Origin of the sequence: Yoonia sp. GPGPB17, from assembly GCF_037892195.1 — a bacterium.
In the GTDB taxonomy this organism is placed as follows: domain Bacteria; phylum Pseudomonadota; class Alphaproteobacteria; order Rhodobacterales; family Rhodobacteraceae; genus Yoonia.
Genome location: NZ_JATACI010000002.1, coordinates 758,494 through 774,864, shown reverse-complemented (window position 1 = coordinate 774,864; position 16,371 = coordinate 758,494). Strand labels below are relative to the sequence as shown.

Sequence of the window (16,371 nt, the reverse complement as noted above, 5' to 3'; positions counted from 1 at the left end):
CTACCAACGGCGTTCAAATCTGCGGCGCAGAATGATTGCGATGATGTTCATGGTCAGCAGGAAGATCAAAAGGATGATAATCCCACCCCACGCCTTTTCAAAGAAGGCTTCGTCAGACCGTGCGGCCCAGGTATAGATTTGTGCAGGCATCGCAGAGTTTGGGTCCAGCAGACCCGAGGCCAAACCGTCGGGATATTCCCTTGCCACATACCCCACCATACCGATCAGCAAAAGCGGCGCCGTTTCACCCAAGGCCTGCGCAAGCCCAATAATCGTACCCGTCAGAATACCCGGCATGGCCAGCGGCAGCACATGATGAAAGACAGATTGCATCTTGGAGGCCCCGACGCCCAGAGCCGCATCACGGATGGAAGGCGGCACCGATTTTAGCGACGCCCGTGTCGAGATAACGATTGTTGGCAGGGTCATCAGCGTGAGCACAAGCCCCCCGACAAGCGGCGCTGATTGCGGCAGATGCGCGAATTGAATGAACACCGCAAGGCCAAGGATACCAAAAACAATCGATGGCACGGCAGCCAGATTTGAGATGTTCACTTCAATCAGATCGGTAAAGCGGTTCTTGGGTGCGAACTCCTCAAGATAAATCGAAGCGGCCACGCCAATCGGCAGCGAGAGCAGCAGCACAACCACCATCATAAAGAACGACCCGATAACAGAGGCACCAATACCTGCGCCACCGGGGTTATCCACGCCGGTATCGGTCCCTGTGATAAAGTTCCAATCCCACGCAGTACCGATAATGCTTACCTCGACCATCGCATCCACCACATCCAGGTCAGCCACCTCAAGGAACCGCCCATCGACGACCATGTCGCGCGTCAGTTTGCCTTGCAGGTAACGCTCAACCCTGCTGGCAGCCGACAATTGGAAGTCTACAGGTTGTCCAATCTGGCTGGGGTCTTCGCGATAAAAGCTGCGCAAATCGCCACCGACTTTGCCAAGCAAGCGTTCGACTGTGGCACCATCAAAATCAACGTCCAGCCCGCGCTCTTGAAACTGTGCCGTGATGTTGTTCACAAAGATCTCAGTATAGGCGGCTGTCTTGAGCATCTTGCTCTCAGCCTCATCAAACTGCTCTTGTGTCAGTGTAAACTCAACGTTCACAACCGTTTGCGTAAAAGCCGGAATGCCGTTGCGCAGGATTGAAAACGCAAGGAAGATCAGGAACGCGAGGCCAATGGTGATGGCAAAGATGCCATACATCTTGAACCGGGTCTCAGCGGCGTTGCGTTTCTTCATCCTTGGGCTTTCAGACAACAAAGATGCATGTGCCCGTGTCGCCGGTGTTCCCTTGGGCAGATCTGATGAGGTCGCGTCGGTCATTCGTACTGCTCCCGGTACTTACGGACGATGTAAAGGGCAAAGATGTTCAGGCCGAGGGTTACAACAAAAAGGCTGATACCAAGGGCAAAGGCAACCAGCGCGACGGGTGAGGAAAAGTCACTGTCGCCGGTCAGCTGGCTGACAATCTTTGCAGTCACCGTCGTCATCGCATCAAACGGGTTCAGTGATAGACGCGCGGCGGCACCGGCACCAAGAACAACAATCATCGTCTCGCCAATCGCACGGGATGCGGCCAGCAGGATTGCACCGACAATCCCGGGCAGCGCGGCCGGGATGATGACCTGACGCACAGTTTCCGAATGCGTGGCCCCAAGGCCCAGCGATCCATCACGCATGGCCTGCGGCACCGCATTGATAATGTCGTCAGACAATGAGCTGACGAAAGGGATCAGCATCATGCCCATTACCAGCCCGGCAGTCATCACAGCCGTGCCGCCGGACATCCAATTCACCCCAAGTACACCGCCGTCGCCAAAGACATCGACAAGCAGCGGACCCACGGTCAGCAGCGCGAAGAGACCATAAACAATCGTGGGGATACCGGCGAGCACCTCCAACATCGGTTTCGCGATAGAGCGCACCGACTTGGACGCATATTCAGAGAGATAAATCGCGGCAAACAACCCGATGGGAACCGCGACCAAAAGCGCAATAAGCGAGATATAGAGCGTACCCCAAAGGAGCGGCAGAATACCCAACTCAGACGAACCACCGCGGCCCGAAAAGCTCGGGGACCAGTTTGTGCCAAAGAAAAAGTCCCAGGCTGAGTAGAGCTTGAAGAACTCATAGGTGTTAAAAATCAGGGACAGCACGATGCCAACAGTCGTCAGGATCGCAATTGAGGCCGCTGCGATAAGCACCAGCATGATGCCTTTTTCAACAACGTTCCGCGCGCGATAATCGCGCGTGATCAGGCGCCAGGAAATACCAAGGCCTGCGACCGAGATCACCAAGACCAAAATTGCCTTCACCCAATTGCCTGTCAGCGCCATCGCGCGATAGCTTTGCGCGGCGAGCAACGTTTCACTCGTCACGCCGGAACCGAGGGCGACACCTACTTCCACCAGACGTTCACGTACGTCGCTGAACTCTGCGCGCGGATCCGCTGCCATTTCCGGTGTTATTGCGCCTTCGCTCACCGCGACATCCAGCCCATCGGCGACACGGCGTACATCGGACATGATCAGGCTGAGTGAGCTGCCTTCGGCAATTGCCTCTTGATCAATCGTGCCTGATACAGAGTTATTGATGAACAACGGCTGTGCAACGAGCCAGATGAAAAGAACGATGGAGGCGGGCACAATCGTGTTCAGGCCAACGTTAGCGCCATAGTAAGCAGGAAGAGAATGCAGGTTGCGTCGATCACCGCTGCACTACGGCCATCGCGCGTGATCGGCCAGCAAAAAAACCAAATACGCCTAGCCCAATAATCGCGAGCAAAATCAGTGTATTCGACATTGCGTGCCCCTTTGCGGCTCTATCTCAAAGAACCCTCAGGTTCTGAGTAACAATAGATCGCATTGCAGCAATCCGAAATCAGAAAGGTCGACCCCAACCGCTGCCGGGGTCGACATAAGCCAAGCGGCTTAGTTCATGGTCACGTTTTCCATGACCATCTTTTGTGTGTCAGCCAGCTCTGGGTCGGATACCAAACCGTAGGCCGCCAGAGGACCGGATGGGCCAGCAACTTCGTCAGAGATGAAGAAGTCAGCATATTCCTGCAGGCCAGGGATCACGCCGATGTGTGCTGCTTTAACGTAGAAATACAGCGGGCGTGACACCGGGTAGACGCCTTCTGCGATTGTTTCGGTTGTTGGCTCAACACCCGACATCGTGGCAACCTTCAGCTTGTCTGTGTTGTTCTCGTAGAACGCCAGACCAAACACGCCGATACCGTTCGAGTTGGCGTCGATACGCGCCAGTGTTTCGGTGTAGTCGCCGTCAATGTCGACAGACTTACCATCTGTGCGAACAGCCAAACACGCATCTTCAGCGTCGTCCTCGGACATGCCGCCAGCCATCATGGCTTCGAAAGCACCCGTGGCTTCGCAACCGGCTGCGATCACTTTTTCTTCGAACACTTCACGTGTGCCGTGCTTTGTACCTGGGATGAAGGCCAGGATCTCTGCGTCTGGCAGATCGGCGTTAAAGTCGGACCACATTGTGTGTGGGTTCTCAACCAGCGCACCATCAACCATGACCATTGGGGCCAGGGCATTGAAGATGTCGGATGGTTCAAAAGCTGTGAAGGCAGGGCCGTCAGTTTGTGATGCAAACACGATGCCGTCATAGCCGATGCGCACTTCGATAATGTCAGTCACGCCGTTTGCGGCACATACTTCAATTTCCGAATCGCGGATCGCGCGGGATGCGTTTGCGATGTCGATGGTGTTTTCGCCAACACCTTCGCAGAAACGCTTCAGACCAGCGGAAGAACCGCCGGATTCGACAACAGGTGCCGAGAAGTCAAAGTTGTCGCCGAAAGCCTCTGCAACGATTGATGCATAAGGCAGAACTGTTGAAGAGCTTAAGCAACCTGCACGTTGTCGCGTGCAAAAGAAGTTGTGGCAGTAAGGGCAATGGCCGCAGTCGTCGCGGTCAGTTTCATGAAAGACATCAAATCACTCCTGTCAGTCAAACATCGGTGACGCGCGAGCCGCACCACCATCGCGATCCGGTTAAGCGGCCCACTCAACGCTTTTGTGACAGTATTGTAAAAGTTTTATGACACACTCTAAGCCACCGGGCCGACCGGTAGAAAAACAGAGACCTGTGTACCGCGCCCTTCTTCGCTTTCAATCAGTAATCGGCCACGGTGGCGATTGATAATATGCTTGACGATGGCAAGCCCCAGACCCGTGCCCCCCACTTCGCGGGACCGGTGATTGTCGACCCGATAGAACCGTTCGGTCAGACGCGCGATGTGATGTTCTGCGATACCATCACCTTTGTCCGTTACTTTGATCTGGATGGCATCACACCGCAGTCTCTGGTTCATCGCGCGGGGCAACAACTGCACCGTAACTTCTTCCCCCGAGGCACCGTATTTGATAGCGTTTTCAACCAGATTGGTGAAGACCTGCACCAGTTGCCCCGCATCCCCTTGAACCATCTCATCCGAGGTGACCAGATCAAGTGTTACGGTAACACCCGCCGCATTGACCTGCGGTTCCAGCCCTTTGATCACCGAGGACAGCAGTGCGCTCAGATCCACATGTTCGCGCGGGCGGACACGCTCATCCTCTTCGACACGGCTCAGCGACATCAGATCGTCAACCAAACGCGTCATCCGGTTCGCTTCATGCGCCATGATGCCCAAGAACCTGTCTCGTGCGACAGGATCTTCCTTTGCGGCGCCGCTAAGTGTTTCGATAAACCCTAAAAGGGCTGTCAAAGGTGTGCGCAACTCGTGGCTAACATTGGCCACAAAATCGCGGCGCATCTGACCGGCCTCTTCTGCGGCGGTCTGATCTTCAAAAGTCAGCAGTATATCCCCTTCCGCAGCGGCCACACTGACCCGATATACTGTATCCTTAGGGCCATGCCGCCCGGTGTAGCGCGCAACGCGAGGGTCTTGGGTTCTGCTAGTCTCTGCAATGGCCGCAATAATGGCCGGTTGGCGCAAAGCGGTAATATGATGTTTGCCGATCAGCTCCGGACCGAGGATAGAATCAACCATGCTATTGGCTGCCCGCACACGCTCATCCGGCCCGATCAACAAGACAGGCAAGGGCAAGGCGTCAATCACGGCTCCGATGCGTTCAGCGGTCATGTTGTTTCCTTAAGCTTTTTCAAACGTTTGTGAAAGCCTGAGACAAAATGTCTCAACAGATCGGAAAATAAGTCATCGGCGAAATATTGCCATGCAACCCCTGCGACCCATAGTCAAAGAGGCGCAACCGTAGATAATACAAACGGCGAGGAACATGGATAACATTGTGCGCAAGAGCGCAAGGCATTTGGGATTGAGCCCAAGTCCGACCCCCCCCGAGGCGACCTTGATCATTGGCGACTTGGCACGTTGGAGTGCCGAAGGGCGCAAACTTATGGCTGCGGACAATTTTCAGTTCAGTGATTTGAAATCGCTCTCTGCGCCGTTTTTTGCGGATATCGCACCAACAATCGTCTTATCACCGCTGTTCGGTGATGATTTTGATGTGATCGATGTGGCCACACGACTTGATGAGCTGGGATATCGAGGGCAATACCGCGCGATCACCGAAAACCTGCCCGATGATGACATGATCCGCAAAGAAGTCCGCGCCCATGCCCCGGAACTGGATTTTGACCTCTTAATGATGCAACGGGTCGCCAACGACGGCTGAGTTATGCGGGTTTCAGGTCGCGCCCAAAGCGCGCGGCGTTTTCTTGATAGTGCAACGCGGACAAGCGTAGGCCCGCAATTGCGGCCTCATCAAGCTGGCGAACCACTTTGCCGGGCACACCCATTACCAACGAACCGTCAGGAATGCTCTTGCCTTCAGTGATCAGCGCCCCTGCTCCAATAAGGCAGTTTTTGCCAATTTTTACACCATTGAGGACCGTCGCCCCCATCCCAATGAGTGAATTCTCACCGATTTCACAGCCATGCAGCATTGCCTTATGTCCGATTGTACAACCCGCACCGATGCTGAGCGGGAACCCCATGTCGGTGTGCAGGACACAGTTTTCCTGCACGTTGCTGCCAGCACCAATTGTAATCCGCTCATTGTCGCCGCGCATCGTGGTCCCAAACCAGACCGAGGCTTTCGCTTCAAGGACGATATCACCTATAATATAGCAGCCGGGCGCGACCCAGGCGCTTTCATCGACCTGCGGGGTGATATCACCTAGGACAAAAAAGCTCATACCAATTCTCCAAACTGGGATTGCAATGTGCGCACATGGTCGACCAAATGCGGCTGCCTGCTGCGTCGCAGACGTTCAGCGCTGATGATTGTTTTCAGCTGCTCTTCCGTTTTATCCAGATCATCATTGATCAAAACGAAATCATATTCACCCCAGCGGCTGATCTCATTCATGCTTTTTTGCATGCGGTCGGCAATGACCTGCTCACTGTCCTGGCCGCGGCTGACCAACCGGCGATGCAGCTCGGTGATCGATGGTGGCAGTATAAAGATCGACAGAACATTTTCGGACAGGGACGAATTGTTGATCTGCTGCGCCCCCTGCCAATCAATGTCGAATAGCACATCACACCCGTTTTCTATGGCGCCCTGCACAGGTGTTTTGGGCGACCCATAGAAATTGTCGAAAACGATAGCATGTTCTAGCAGCCCGTCGTTCGCAACCAGATCATCAAATCCATCCTTGGTAACAAAGTAGTAGTCCTTCCCATCTACTTCACCCGGACGTGCCGCACGTGTGGTAGCCGAAACCGAGAATTGCAGCGTTTCGTCCCATGCGCGCAACCGCCCCGCCAGGGTTGATTTCCCCGCACCTGAAGGGGACGACAAGATAATCAGTAAGCCGCGTCGGGTCATCGGTTACTCCACATTCTGAATTTGCTCGCGCATCTGGTCGATGACGGCCTTGAGGTCGAGGCCAATGGCCGTCAGATTGGGCGCTTGCGCCTTGGCACAAAGCGTATTCGCCTCTCGGTTGAACTCCTGTGCAAGGAAATCGAGTTTACGGCCCGCAGGCTTGTCCTGCGCCAGCAGTTCACGGGCAGCCGCAACATGTGCCTTAAGCCGGTCAATCTCTTCCAGGACATCCGATTTGACGGCCAAGAGGGCAAGCTCCTGTGCAACGCGCCCCTCTTCGATCTCGGCGACATCCTCCAAAACGCGGCGTAGTGCATTTGTCAGATTCTCTTTCACCTGTGGTGCACGTGCGGCCGCGGCAACCGCCGCCGCCTCGGTCAGCTTGGCGATATGATCAAGCTGACCCGCAACAACGCCCTTCAGCGCGGCACCCTCAGCCGCACGCATTGCCACGAAATCAGCAATCAGGGGGGCCACATCCGCCATCAACGCTGCCGTTAGCGCCTCAGTCTCATCTTCCGGTTTCCCCGCAATCAGCACCCCACGCTGCACCAGAACATCCGCTGCCGTTGGCTGACCCAGCGTGACCCCCATCGCAAAGGCCCGCTCTTGCACCTGATCCAGCGCTTTGAGCACCTCATCCAGATAGCCCTCATCAACGGCCAGTGCGCCGCCCAGCTCTTCACGGCTGAGCCGCAGGTTTACGGTCACATTGCCACGCGCCAGTGCCTTGGTCAGCGCCCCGCGCATCGCTGGCTCCAGCCCCTCAATGCCGTCGGGCATGCGCAGGCGGATATCAAGGCCACGCGCATTCACACCACGCATTTCCCAACTCCATGACACCGCCCCCAAAGTACCGGTGCGGCTTGCGAATGCTGTCATGGAATGCGTCATCTTGTCTTTTTGCCTGTCGTTTATTGCCCGTGCACATAAAGCCAATCTGACGGGCGGAGCAAGTGCGCGCGGATGTCTTGGCGTTAACCACTTAACACTTTGTTAAATGGTTAACGTGAAAGAGTTTGTTAAAAACCTATTAAAGCGAAAACTAGTTTGGCGCATCTTGAGGCCAGTAACGAGGATAAGATTATGGATATCAACGATCAATCACGAGAGCGTCGCGACGTGCTGAAACCGGGACAAAATGATCCGATCCTGCAAAGCCTCGAACAGTATTGGCAAACCCTGCGCAACGCCCAGCAACTGCCCGCGCGTACCGAGATTGCCCCCAGCAAAATTGATCGCGCCTTGCCTTACGCCTTCATCTTGCAACGCGTCGCGCCCGGCACATGCCGCTTCCGCGTCGCAGGTCAACGGCTGCATGACCTGTTGAAAATGGATGCCCGCGGGATGCCGCTGACAACGCTGTTCCATCCGGACGCCCGCGCACAGGTGCAGCAGCTTCTGGAGGAGGCGTTCACCGGTCCCGCCATTGTCAGCATTCCGCTATCATCACCCGGTTCTATGCTGCGGCCGACCTTGACAGGCGCAATGCTGCTTTTGCCGCTACGTGACCGCGAGAATAAGGCCACCCGCATGTTAGGTGCTTTGGTGACAGATCAAGACGGCGGCACGCGGCCCCGGCGGTTCGTTATCCCCGCTGGCGCACGCATCAGGCATGAACCCATTGGCATTCAGCTTGCCGCAGCACAGCTGATCCCGCGGCTGCATGAAAAAAGGCCGGACGCTGAACGCCCGGCCCTCAAACTGGTCGTCAATAACGGCTGATTAGCCCGCTTTGGCCTGCGCGATTGTATCGCGACGCGCAGAGAGTTCTTCGGCAACAAGAAAGGCCAGTTCCAATGACTGTGATGCGTTCAGGCGCGGATCACAGGCTGTATGGTAACGGCTGGACAGGTCTTCATCAGTCACAGCACGCACACCACCGGTGCATTCCGTCACGTCTTTGCCCGTCATCTCAAAGTGCACGCCACCGGGGACAGTGCCTTCAGCATTGTGGATCGCAAAGAACTCTTTCACTTCGCGCAGTACGCTTTCGAATGGACGGGTCTTGTAACCGCTAGATGACTTGATGGTATTGCCATGCATCGCGTCACAGGTCCAAACGACGTTGGCACCCTCTTCTTCCACCGCCTTGATAAGACGCGGCAGATGCTCACCGACAGAACCCGCACCAAAGCGTGCGATCAATGTCAGGCGGCCTGCCTCATTTTCAGGGTTGAGTGAGGCCATCAGCGCCTTGAGGTGACCAGAGGTCATTGATGGACCACACTTCAGGCCAATGGGGTTCTGCACACCTTTGCAGAATTCCACATGCGCCCCGTCAGGCTGGCGCGTGCGATCGCCGATCCAGATCATGTGGCCAGACCCGGCCAACCATTTACCGGAAGTCGAATCCAGACGACACAGCGCCTCTTCATACTCCAGCAGCAAAGCCTCGTGGCTGGTATAGAAATCAACGGTTTGCAGTTCATGGTTCGTGTCGGTGGTCAGACCCGCAGCTTCCATGAAATCAAGTGTATCACTGATGCGCGCCGCCATATCGCTGTATTTCTTAACTTCATTGCTATCGGTGAAGCCAAGCGTCCACTTGTGGACCTCATGCACATTCGCGAAACCACCGGTTGAAAAGGCACGCAACAGGTTCAGCGTTGCCGCTGCCTGCATGTAGGCCTGCATCATCCGCTCCGGATCAGGAATGCGGCTTTCAGACGTGAAATCAAACCCGTTGATGATATCACCACGGTAGCTTGGCAGTTCCACACCATCGACCGTCTCTGTCGGGGCTGAGCGTGGTTTGGCCATCTGACCAGCCATCCGGCCCACTTTGACCACAGGCACTTTCGCGCCATAAGTCAGGACCATTGCCATTTGCAGCATCACTTTGAAGGTGTCGCGAATGCTGTCGGCGCCGAATTCTGCAAAACTCTCAGCGCAATCACCGCCTTGCAACAAGAACGCCTCGCCCCGGCTGACGGCACCCAACTCGGCCTTCAATTTACGTGCCTCACCGGCAAAGACCAAAGGCGGATAGCTGGCAAGACGGCCTTCAACATCGCTTAGCGCGGCTGCATCGGTATACTCAGGCATCTGGACCCGGGGCTTTTTGCGCCAGTCAGATTTTTGCCAGTCAGTCATTGTCTTGCTCCATATCAGCTAGGTTAGCGTTATCAGGCCTTGCGTATAGCGTGCAGCGCACCGCGCGCCAATGGAAAAGTGGCGTTCTGAAACGGAGCAGACACCGCACGCCTACGTGACTTTTCCCTTGTCGCCAGCGTGCAAACCTGATGAGGTCTTATACGCAATACGCGACCACGGAATATGGCGATGTCGATCAACCCCAAGTTGTTGAAGTTGACCACGAAGGCAAACCCCGCCGGTTCGTTTTCGTGCTGATGGAAAACTTCACCATGCTGTGCTTTGCCGCGGCTGTTGAAAGCCTGCGCATCGCCAATCGGACCGCCGGGAAACAGCTCTATAGCTGGACTATTGTCAGCGAAGAAGGCGCTGAGGCATCATGTTCGAACGGCTGTGTCTTTCGCGTTGACGGCGATCTGCACGAATTGGATCGCGACGATACGATCATGCTATGTGGTGGCGTCGATGTCCAAAAAGCAACCACAAAGCGCATCTTGAACTGGATCAGGCGCAGATCGCGCCGTGGCGTAACCATCGCAGGGCTGTGTACGGCTGGCTATACGATGGCCCGCGCGGGTTTGCTGGACGGCAAGAAGGCCACAATTCACTGGGAGAACCAGGACAGTTTTTCCGAGGAGTTCGAAGAAGTCGAACTGACAAAATCGGTCTTTGTCGTCGATGGGAACAGGATCACAACAGCCGGTGGAACCGCATCAATCGATTTAATGATCAAGCTGATTGCCGATGACCACGGTGAAGACCTTGCCAATGCGGTCGCTGACATCCTGATCTATTCTTCGATCCGTACCGATCAGGACACCCAACGCCTGTCGATCCCCACAAGAATCGGTGTGCGTCACCCCAAGCTCAGCCGTGTCATTCAAATGATGGAACAGAACATCGAAGATCCGATCAGCCCGGCTATTCTGGCCAAAGACGTCGGCATGTCGACCCGCCAGCTTGAACGCCTGTTTCGCCGCTATCTGTCTCGTAGCCCCAAGCGTTACTACATGGAATTGCGCCTACAAAAGGCCCGCAACCTCTTGATGCAAACGGATATGACGGTGATTAACGTCGCACTCGCCTGCGGCTTTGCCTCACCTTCTCATTTCTCCAAGTGTTATCGGTCGCATTATGACACGACACCATATCGCGAACGCGGCAGCCATGCCGCGCGACTGTCGGTCTGATCGGGCGCGATGGTCTTACGGTTTCTCAAATCACTCGTCTGGATTTGCGCGACCTTGACGATTGGCTTGGCAGTTTATGCCGAAGTGACACAGGACCTTGACTTGCGGCTGACTGCGCTCAGCATTCTGGCCATCGTCATTGCAGCCGCATTTGCATTGGGGATGTTTCAACGCGAGAAGAAGACCGTTCAATCCCGCCCAATACCTGTTGTACAAGCCACAGAGATTATAAGACCCATTCCGCGACCCGCACCAATCAAATCCGAACCGGCGCTACCGCCGGACGAAGACCGTGAAGCGATTAAGGACGATGAACTCTACATTGTCTTCTCTCGGCTTGCCGGATTCAAAACCGGCGATGCCTTCCGCAACAATCTCGATACGATCATTTCCGCGAACGGGCTTGCCCCGTTGGCACCTGATGAAGTTGATCGGCTTGCCAAAGAGATTGACCGGCGCGATCTGCGCGGCAAAACCTTTATCCGCACCCCCGGTATCGCCCTTGTGCGCCTGCAACGTTTTGATCTGGATGTAGAGTTTGGCGGGACAAGCTGGCTTGGCGGGTTGCCAACCCTTGGCGACACGCCCTGGCCGCGCGATGAGTTGGGTCGTGCAATGCATCATCTGGTGCAGATTGATCTTGGCACGGTGCCCGATCCGCTCCTGCCCGCAGGCATGCCCACCACCGGTGCCATGGCCTTCTTTTTGACGACCTCGACCGACGGGCCACATCGCGGCAAGGTCGTTTACTTACCGACCATCGGGAATGTGGCAACCGAACCACCCGGCGACCTGGTCCCGATCTATGACGGACCGAACTGGGGCTACTATGTCAAAGGGCATGCCCGCGAAAATGCGCCCGATACCTTTCCCCGCTGGCCCGTCGAATTTGTGCTTCTGCCGCTCGCAGATCAGACAAAGGATGACGACGCACATGAGTTGATAGCCGAACTGTTGCCCTATCAGGCATCAGAAGATCTTTCGCCCACGAACTATCGCACGTCCCTGCCCGATTTCTCGCGACCCTGGTTTTGGGATACCGCGCATCGGTTTACCATGTCGATCCGTTTGGCGCGCGACGACATCGTCAAAACCATCGCACAAACCGAAAAACGGGTCGCCAGCTATGGGGCCGCCTATGAGCTAAGCACTTGAGACGTTGCTTAACCAGCAGGATGAATTCTCGGCCTTTGTAGATGAAGTCAGTATCTGGGCCGTATCGCATGAACCCTGGGATGAGATGACAGCCGATGATATCTCGGTTTTGGAAGGTTATTTTGGACAGGTGCGTGACATCGGCAGACAACCGGCGCCCTTCAAACCTTTCTACCAGTTCACCCAAGGTGAATTGCTCAGCGGACAGGAAGCCACGACAGCCACACTGGTTGCCGCCGCGAACGCCAGCCCCGAGGTCTTTGCCAAGCTACCCTTTGAGGTGCGCGACGATATCGATACCAAGTATCGCATTGCGTCCAAAGGGCGCTGGCACCAGATGTTTGGGCTGGGCACCGAGTTTAACACTGCAGTCGCGGACCACACCCATCACCACCTGCTGATGCAGTTGCATTCCGACCAATTGGTAAATTGGATGTGGGGTGACGGAGGCGTCGTTCAGTTCTGGATTACAGAAGAAGATATGCTCGCCCAGAATTGGGACGCGGTCGAGCTGACCGTTGAAAGCGAATAGACCACAAATCACCAAAGCGGGTGTATGGCACCGCAATCCAGTCTAACCGCTTGCTGCCGACCATTTTAAGGGAGACTGACCACGGGTTCCGACTTTCCTTTTGGAAACGGCCTGCTAGATTGGCGCGCAGGGTAAAAAATCCAACTTGGGAGAACGATATGAAGAAACTACTTTTGGCGGCATCTGCCGTCGCTATGATGGCTGGCGGTGCATATGCAGACGGCCACAACGAAGTGAAGATCGGTGTGGTCCTTGGCTTTACCGGCCCACTTGAATCTATCACTCCTGCAATGGGTGCAGGCGCGGAGCTTGCTATGGCGGAGGTCACCGAATCCGGTGCACTACTAGGCGGCGCGACCGTGACATCCGTACGTGGTGACAGTACATGTATCGACGCAGGCGCAGCAACAGCCGCAGCCGAGCGTTTGGTCACATCTGACAACGTTGACGCCATCATGGGTGCTGATTGTTCCGGCGTCACTGGTGCGATTCTGCAAAACGTGGCGCGTCCAAACGGTGTTGCGATGATTTCGCCATCCGCCACATCCCCTGGCCTGTCTACGGCTGACGATGACGACCTTTTCTTCCGCACAGCGCCATCTGATGCCCGTCAGGGTGTGATCATCACAGAAATCCTGCAGGATCGCGGTGTCAGCGAAGTGGCTCTGACCTATACAAATAACGACTACGGCAAGGGTTTGGCTGACGCATTTCAGGCGGCATTTGAAGCGGCTGGCGGCTCTGTCACGATCTCTGCGGCTCATGAAGACGGCAAGGCAGACTACTCCGCCGAAGTTGGCGCATTGGCATCTGCCGGTGGCGAAGTCCTGGTCGTTGCGGGCTATGTTGACCAGGGTGGGTCCGGCATCATCCGCTCCAGCCTTGATAGCGGCGCGTTCGACACATTCTACCTGCCAGACGGCATGGTCGGTGCAGTCTTGAACGACAACTTCGGTGCGGAACTGAACGGCTCTTACGGCGCCTACCCCGGTACAGACAACGCCGGTGCTGGCATGTTTGTTGAACTGGCTGAGGCTGCAGGTTTCGACGGCACAGGTGCCTTCTCACCAGAAAGCTATGATGCGGCGGCACTGATCATGTTGGCAATGCAGGCGGCTGGGTCGAAAGACTCTGCTGACTTCAAAGATCACGTCTTTGACGTTGCCAATGCGCCCGGCGTTCAGATCATGCCCGGCGAACTGGCCAAGGGTCTTGAGCTGATCGCGGCTGGTGAAGACATCGACTATGTTGGCGCCTCTGCGGTTGAGCTGATCGGACCCGGCGAATCCGCTGGCAACTATCAGGAAATCGAATTCGCCGATGGCGTATATTCGACGATCAACTACCGTTAAGCGGTTGATCTGACAACAGAAGCGGCGCGGGTTTTGCCCGCGCCGTTTTGCAAGACAAAACACGCATAAAGACGTGCGCGAGGGGACAAGACATGATTGTCGTTGAAGATGTGGTCAAAACCTTTGGCGGTTTCCGCGCCGTAGACGGTGCGACCATGACCATCGAAGAAGGCACAATCACCGGTCTGATCGGCCCCAACGGTGCAGGAAAAACGACTCTTTTCAATGTGATCGCAGGCGTTCTTAAACCAACGTCGGGGCGCGTGACAATGAAGGGCGAGGATATCACCGGCCTGCCCCCGCATGAATTGTTTCACAAAGGGTTGCTGCGGACCTTCCAAATCGCACATGAATTTTCATCCATGACGGTGCGCGAAAACCTGATGATGGTCCCTGGCGGGCAATCGGGTGAGGCACTCTGGAACACATGGTTTGGCCGCAAGCGGATCGCTGATGAAGAGCGCGCGTTGCAAGCCAAGGCCGATGAGGTCATCGAATTCCTGACCATTGACCACCTGAAAGAAGAAAAGGCGGGCAATCTGTCCGGCGGGCAGAAAAAGTTGCTCGAACTAGGGCGCACCATGATGGTCGATGCCAAAATCGTCTTTCTGGATGAGGTTGGCGCAGGCGTAAACCGCACCCTGCTGAACACCATCGGCGATGCGATCATCCGCCTGAACAAAGAACGGAACTACACATTCGTCGTCATCGAACACGACATGGATTTCATCGGTCGTCTTTGCGACCCCGTGATCTGCATGGCGGAGGGCCACGTGTTGGCCGAAGGGACCTTGGCGGAAATCAAGGCCAACGAACAGGTGATCGAGGCTTATCTCGGCACCGGGTTGAAAAACAAAGATAAGGTAAGTGCGACATGAAATTTCTCCTGACTGTTCTGCTGGGGGCGATCCTCGGCTCTGCTGCAACGTTTTACTACATCTACGTGAACCATGCTGATGGGACCGAGCAGGCGCTGATGCGCGATACACTGCTGACCTATGCACCGTTCCTGGAAGAGTACATCACCCCGTGACCCAAAACCCCTACCAAGATGACCGGGGGAACAAGGACCGGTCGATCACCAATCCTGGTGGCGGGACGCTAACGGCGGCCAAGAATACAGCGCGCGACAGTGTTGCGCAGACCGGCGAACCTTTCCTGATCGGTGATGCAATGACGGGTGGTTACGGCAAAGGCCCCGACATCCTGCATGCGTGCACGATTGCCGCTGAGAAAGGCGAGATTGCTGTGATCGTCGGCCCGAACGGTGCCGGTAAGTCTACAGCGATGAAGGCGGTCTTTGGCATGCTCAATGTCAATGAGGGGGCAGTGCGTCTGGATGGTGAGGATATCACCCACCTTTCCCCGCAACAGCGTGTGGTCAAGGGCATGGGTTTTGTGCCGCAGACCTCAAACATCTTTACGTCGATGACCGTGGAAGAAAACCTTGAGATGGGCGCGTTTATCCGCCGCGATGATTTCAAAGACACGATGACGCAGGTCTTCGACCTTTTCCCGATCCTGAAGGATAAACGAAATCAGGCGGCGGGCGAACTCTCGGGCGGGCAACGCCAGCAAGTCGCCGTGGGACGTGCGCTGATGACGCAACCCAAAGTGCTGATGCTGGACGAGCCGACGGCGGGCGTGTCACCCATCGTGATGGATGAGCTTTTCGATCGGATCATCGAGGTTGCGCGGACCGGTATCCCGATCCTGATGGTGGAACAGAACGCACGGCAAGCGCTTGAAATTGCAGATAAAGCCTATGTCTTAGTACAAGGGCGCAATGCGCATACCGGCACGGGCAAAGAGCTGTTGGCCGACGGACAAGTCCGGCGGAGCTTCTTGGGCGGATGAAGGCGGCAACTGCAATCTGTGCCGCAATGGCTGGGCCGACGATGGCCGAAGTCGTCTCTTGCGACTTCTCAGGCACGCCTATCCAGTTTGAGATCGACTATGCCCAATTTGCCCCTCCTATGAACCCCGATGAGCCGACACAACGGCGGGTCACGACAGTGCAGCTGGGTGAAGCCACATTTCCCGCAGAGCCAATTCTGCTAGGTGACATCCGCGGGTTCTGGGCCGACGGCATGGGCGGATCAGATGTCATGATGGTGATGCAGGGTGACGGTTCTGCCGTCTACGCCAATACCCGCGCAGGCGAACGCCTGACGGGCACGTGTGAGGTGCTTCAATGA

Annotated in this window: 16 protein-coding genes and 2 pseudogenes; 10 read left to right on the top strand and 8 right to left on the bottom strand. The window is 55.8% G+C overall.

The features are described 5' to 3' along the window. The 4 genes and pseudogenes from pstA to QTO30_RS04270 all read right to left on the bottom strand — a co-directional run bounded on the left by pstA (position 1) and on the right by QTO30_RS04270 (position 5,137). Positions 1-1,344 carry a phosphate ABC transporter permease PstA gene (gene pstA, locus QTO30_RS04285; protein ID WP_340422724.1) on the bottom strand — a complete coding sequence of 448 codons (1,344 nt, stop codon included), beginning with the start codon at positions 1,342-1,344 and terminating at the stop codon, positions 1-3. Then, a pseudogene (gene pstC / locus QTO30_RS04280) lies at positions 1,341-2,823 on the bottom strand (phosphate ABC transporter permease subunit PstC). The gene pstA and the pseudogene pstC overlap by 4 nt, the downstream one beginning before the upstream one ends. Before the next feature lie 128 nt (positions 2,824-2,951). After that, positions 2,952-3,982, bottom strand: a pseudogene (locus QTO30_RS04275) (substrate-binding domain-containing protein). Between the two features lie 117 nt (positions 3,983-4,099). Next, positions 4,100-5,137 carry a sensor histidine kinase gene (locus tag QTO30_RS04270; protein WP_340422721.1) on the bottom strand — a complete coding sequence of 346 codons (1,038 nt, stop codon included), beginning with the start codon at positions 5,135-5,137 and terminating at the stop codon, positions 4,100-4,102. Positions 5,138-5,291: 154 nt separating this feature from the next. Here QTO30_RS04270 and QTO30_RS04265 point away from each other — a divergent pair, with 154 nt between their 5' ends. Then, positions 5,292-5,690, top strand: coding sequence for a hypothetical protein (locus QTO30_RS04265; RefSeq protein WP_340422719.1), 399 nt, complete (start codon positions 5,292-5,294; stop codon positions 5,688-5,690). A gap of 1 nt (position 5,691) precedes the next feature. Here QTO30_RS04265 and QTO30_RS04260 read toward each other — a convergent pair whose 3' ends face one another. From QTO30_RS04260 to QTO30_RS04250, 3 genes are read right to left on the bottom strand one after another with little or no spacing between them, the layout of a single operon-like run. Further along, positions 5,692-6,213, bottom strand: a complete 522-nt coding sequence (locus QTO30_RS04260) for a gamma carbonic anhydrase family protein (protein WP_340422718.1) — start codon at positions 6,211-6,213, stop codon at positions 5,692-5,694. Continuing rightward, complete coding sequence (gmk, locus tag QTO30_RS04255; RefSeq protein ID WP_340422717.1) at positions 6,210-6,848, bottom strand: guanylate kinase; 639 nt, start codon at positions 6,846-6,848, stop codon at positions 6,210-6,212. The genes QTO30_RS04260 and gmk overlap by 4 nt, the downstream gene beginning before the upstream one ends. Positions 6,849-6,851: 3 nt before the next feature. Beyond that, the gene (locus tag QTO30_RS04250) at positions 6,852-7,730 is read right to left on the bottom strand and encodes a YicC/YloC family endoribonuclease (protein WP_340422715.1); all 879 of its coding nucleotides are present in this window, start codon (positions 7,728-7,730) and stop codon (positions 6,852-6,854) included. Between the two features lie 204 nt (positions 7,731-7,934). Between QTO30_RS04250 and QTO30_RS04245 the strand changes: the two genes are divergently transcribed. Beyond that, complete coding sequence (locus tag QTO30_RS04245) at positions 7,935-8,573, top strand: PAS domain-containing protein (protein WP_340422713.1); 639 nt, start codon at positions 7,935-7,937, stop codon at positions 8,571-8,573. On the opposite strand, the gene QTO30_RS04240 is transcribed toward QTO30_RS04245, so the two are convergent. Continuing rightward, a complete protein-coding gene (locus QTO30_RS04240) occupies positions 8,574-9,944 on the bottom strand; it encodes a class II 3-deoxy-7-phosphoheptulonate synthase (RefSeq protein WP_340422711.1) in 1,371 nt (456 codons plus the stop codon). A 257-nt stretch (positions 9,945-10,201) separates the two neighbouring features. On the opposite strand from QTO30_RS04240, the gene QTO30_RS04235 reads away from it, so the two are divergent. The 8 genes from QTO30_RS04235 to QTO30_RS04200 all read left to right on the top strand — a co-directional run bounded on the left by QTO30_RS04235 (position 10,202) and on the right by QTO30_RS04200 (position 16,371). Continuing rightward, a complete protein-coding gene (locus QTO30_RS04235; RefSeq protein WP_445327176.1) occupies positions 10,202-11,134 on the top strand; it encodes a GlxA family transcriptional regulator in 933 nt (310 codons plus the stop codon). A 9-nt stretch (positions 11,135-11,143) separates the two neighbouring features. Beyond that, positions 11,144-12,289, top strand: coding sequence for a DUF1963 domain-containing protein (locus tag QTO30_RS04230; RefSeq protein ID WP_340422708.1), 1,146 nt, complete (start codon positions 11,144-11,146; stop codon positions 12,287-12,289). 4 nt (positions 12,290-12,293) lie between these two features. Then, positions 12,294-12,821, top strand: coding sequence for a DUF1963 domain-containing protein (locus tag QTO30_RS04225; protein ID WP_340422706.1), 528 nt, complete (start codon positions 12,294-12,296; stop codon positions 12,819-12,821). Between the two features lie 158 nt (positions 12,822-12,979). Then, positions 12,980-14,173 carry an ABC transporter substrate-binding protein gene (locus QTO30_RS04220; RefSeq protein WP_340422704.1) on the top strand — a complete coding sequence of 398 codons (1,194 nt, stop codon included), beginning with the start codon at positions 12,980-12,982 and terminating at the stop codon, positions 14,171-14,173. Between the two features lie 92 nt (positions 14,174-14,265). Next, positions 14,266-15,051, top strand: a complete 786-nt coding sequence (locus tag QTO30_RS04215; protein ID WP_340422703.1) for an ABC transporter ATP-binding protein — start codon at positions 14,266-14,268, stop codon at positions 15,049-15,051. After that, the gene (locus QTO30_RS04210; protein WP_172796222.1) at positions 15,048-15,206 is read left to right on the top strand and encodes a hypothetical protein; all 159 of its coding nucleotides are present in this window, start codon (positions 15,048-15,050) and stop codon (positions 15,204-15,206) included. Before QTO30_RS04215 ends, QTO30_RS04210 begins: the two co-directional genes overlap by 4 nt. Beyond that, positions 15,203-16,030, top strand: coding sequence for an ABC transporter ATP-binding protein (locus tag QTO30_RS04205; RefSeq protein WP_340422701.1), 828 nt, complete (start codon positions 15,203-15,205; stop codon positions 16,028-16,030). Before QTO30_RS04210 ends, QTO30_RS04205 begins: the two co-directional genes overlap by 4 nt. Then, positions 16,027-16,371, top strand: a complete 345-nt coding sequence (locus tag QTO30_RS04200; protein WP_340422700.1) for a hypothetical protein — start codon at positions 16,027-16,029, stop codon at positions 16,369-16,371. The genes QTO30_RS04205 and QTO30_RS04200 overlap by 4 nt, the downstream gene beginning before the upstream one ends.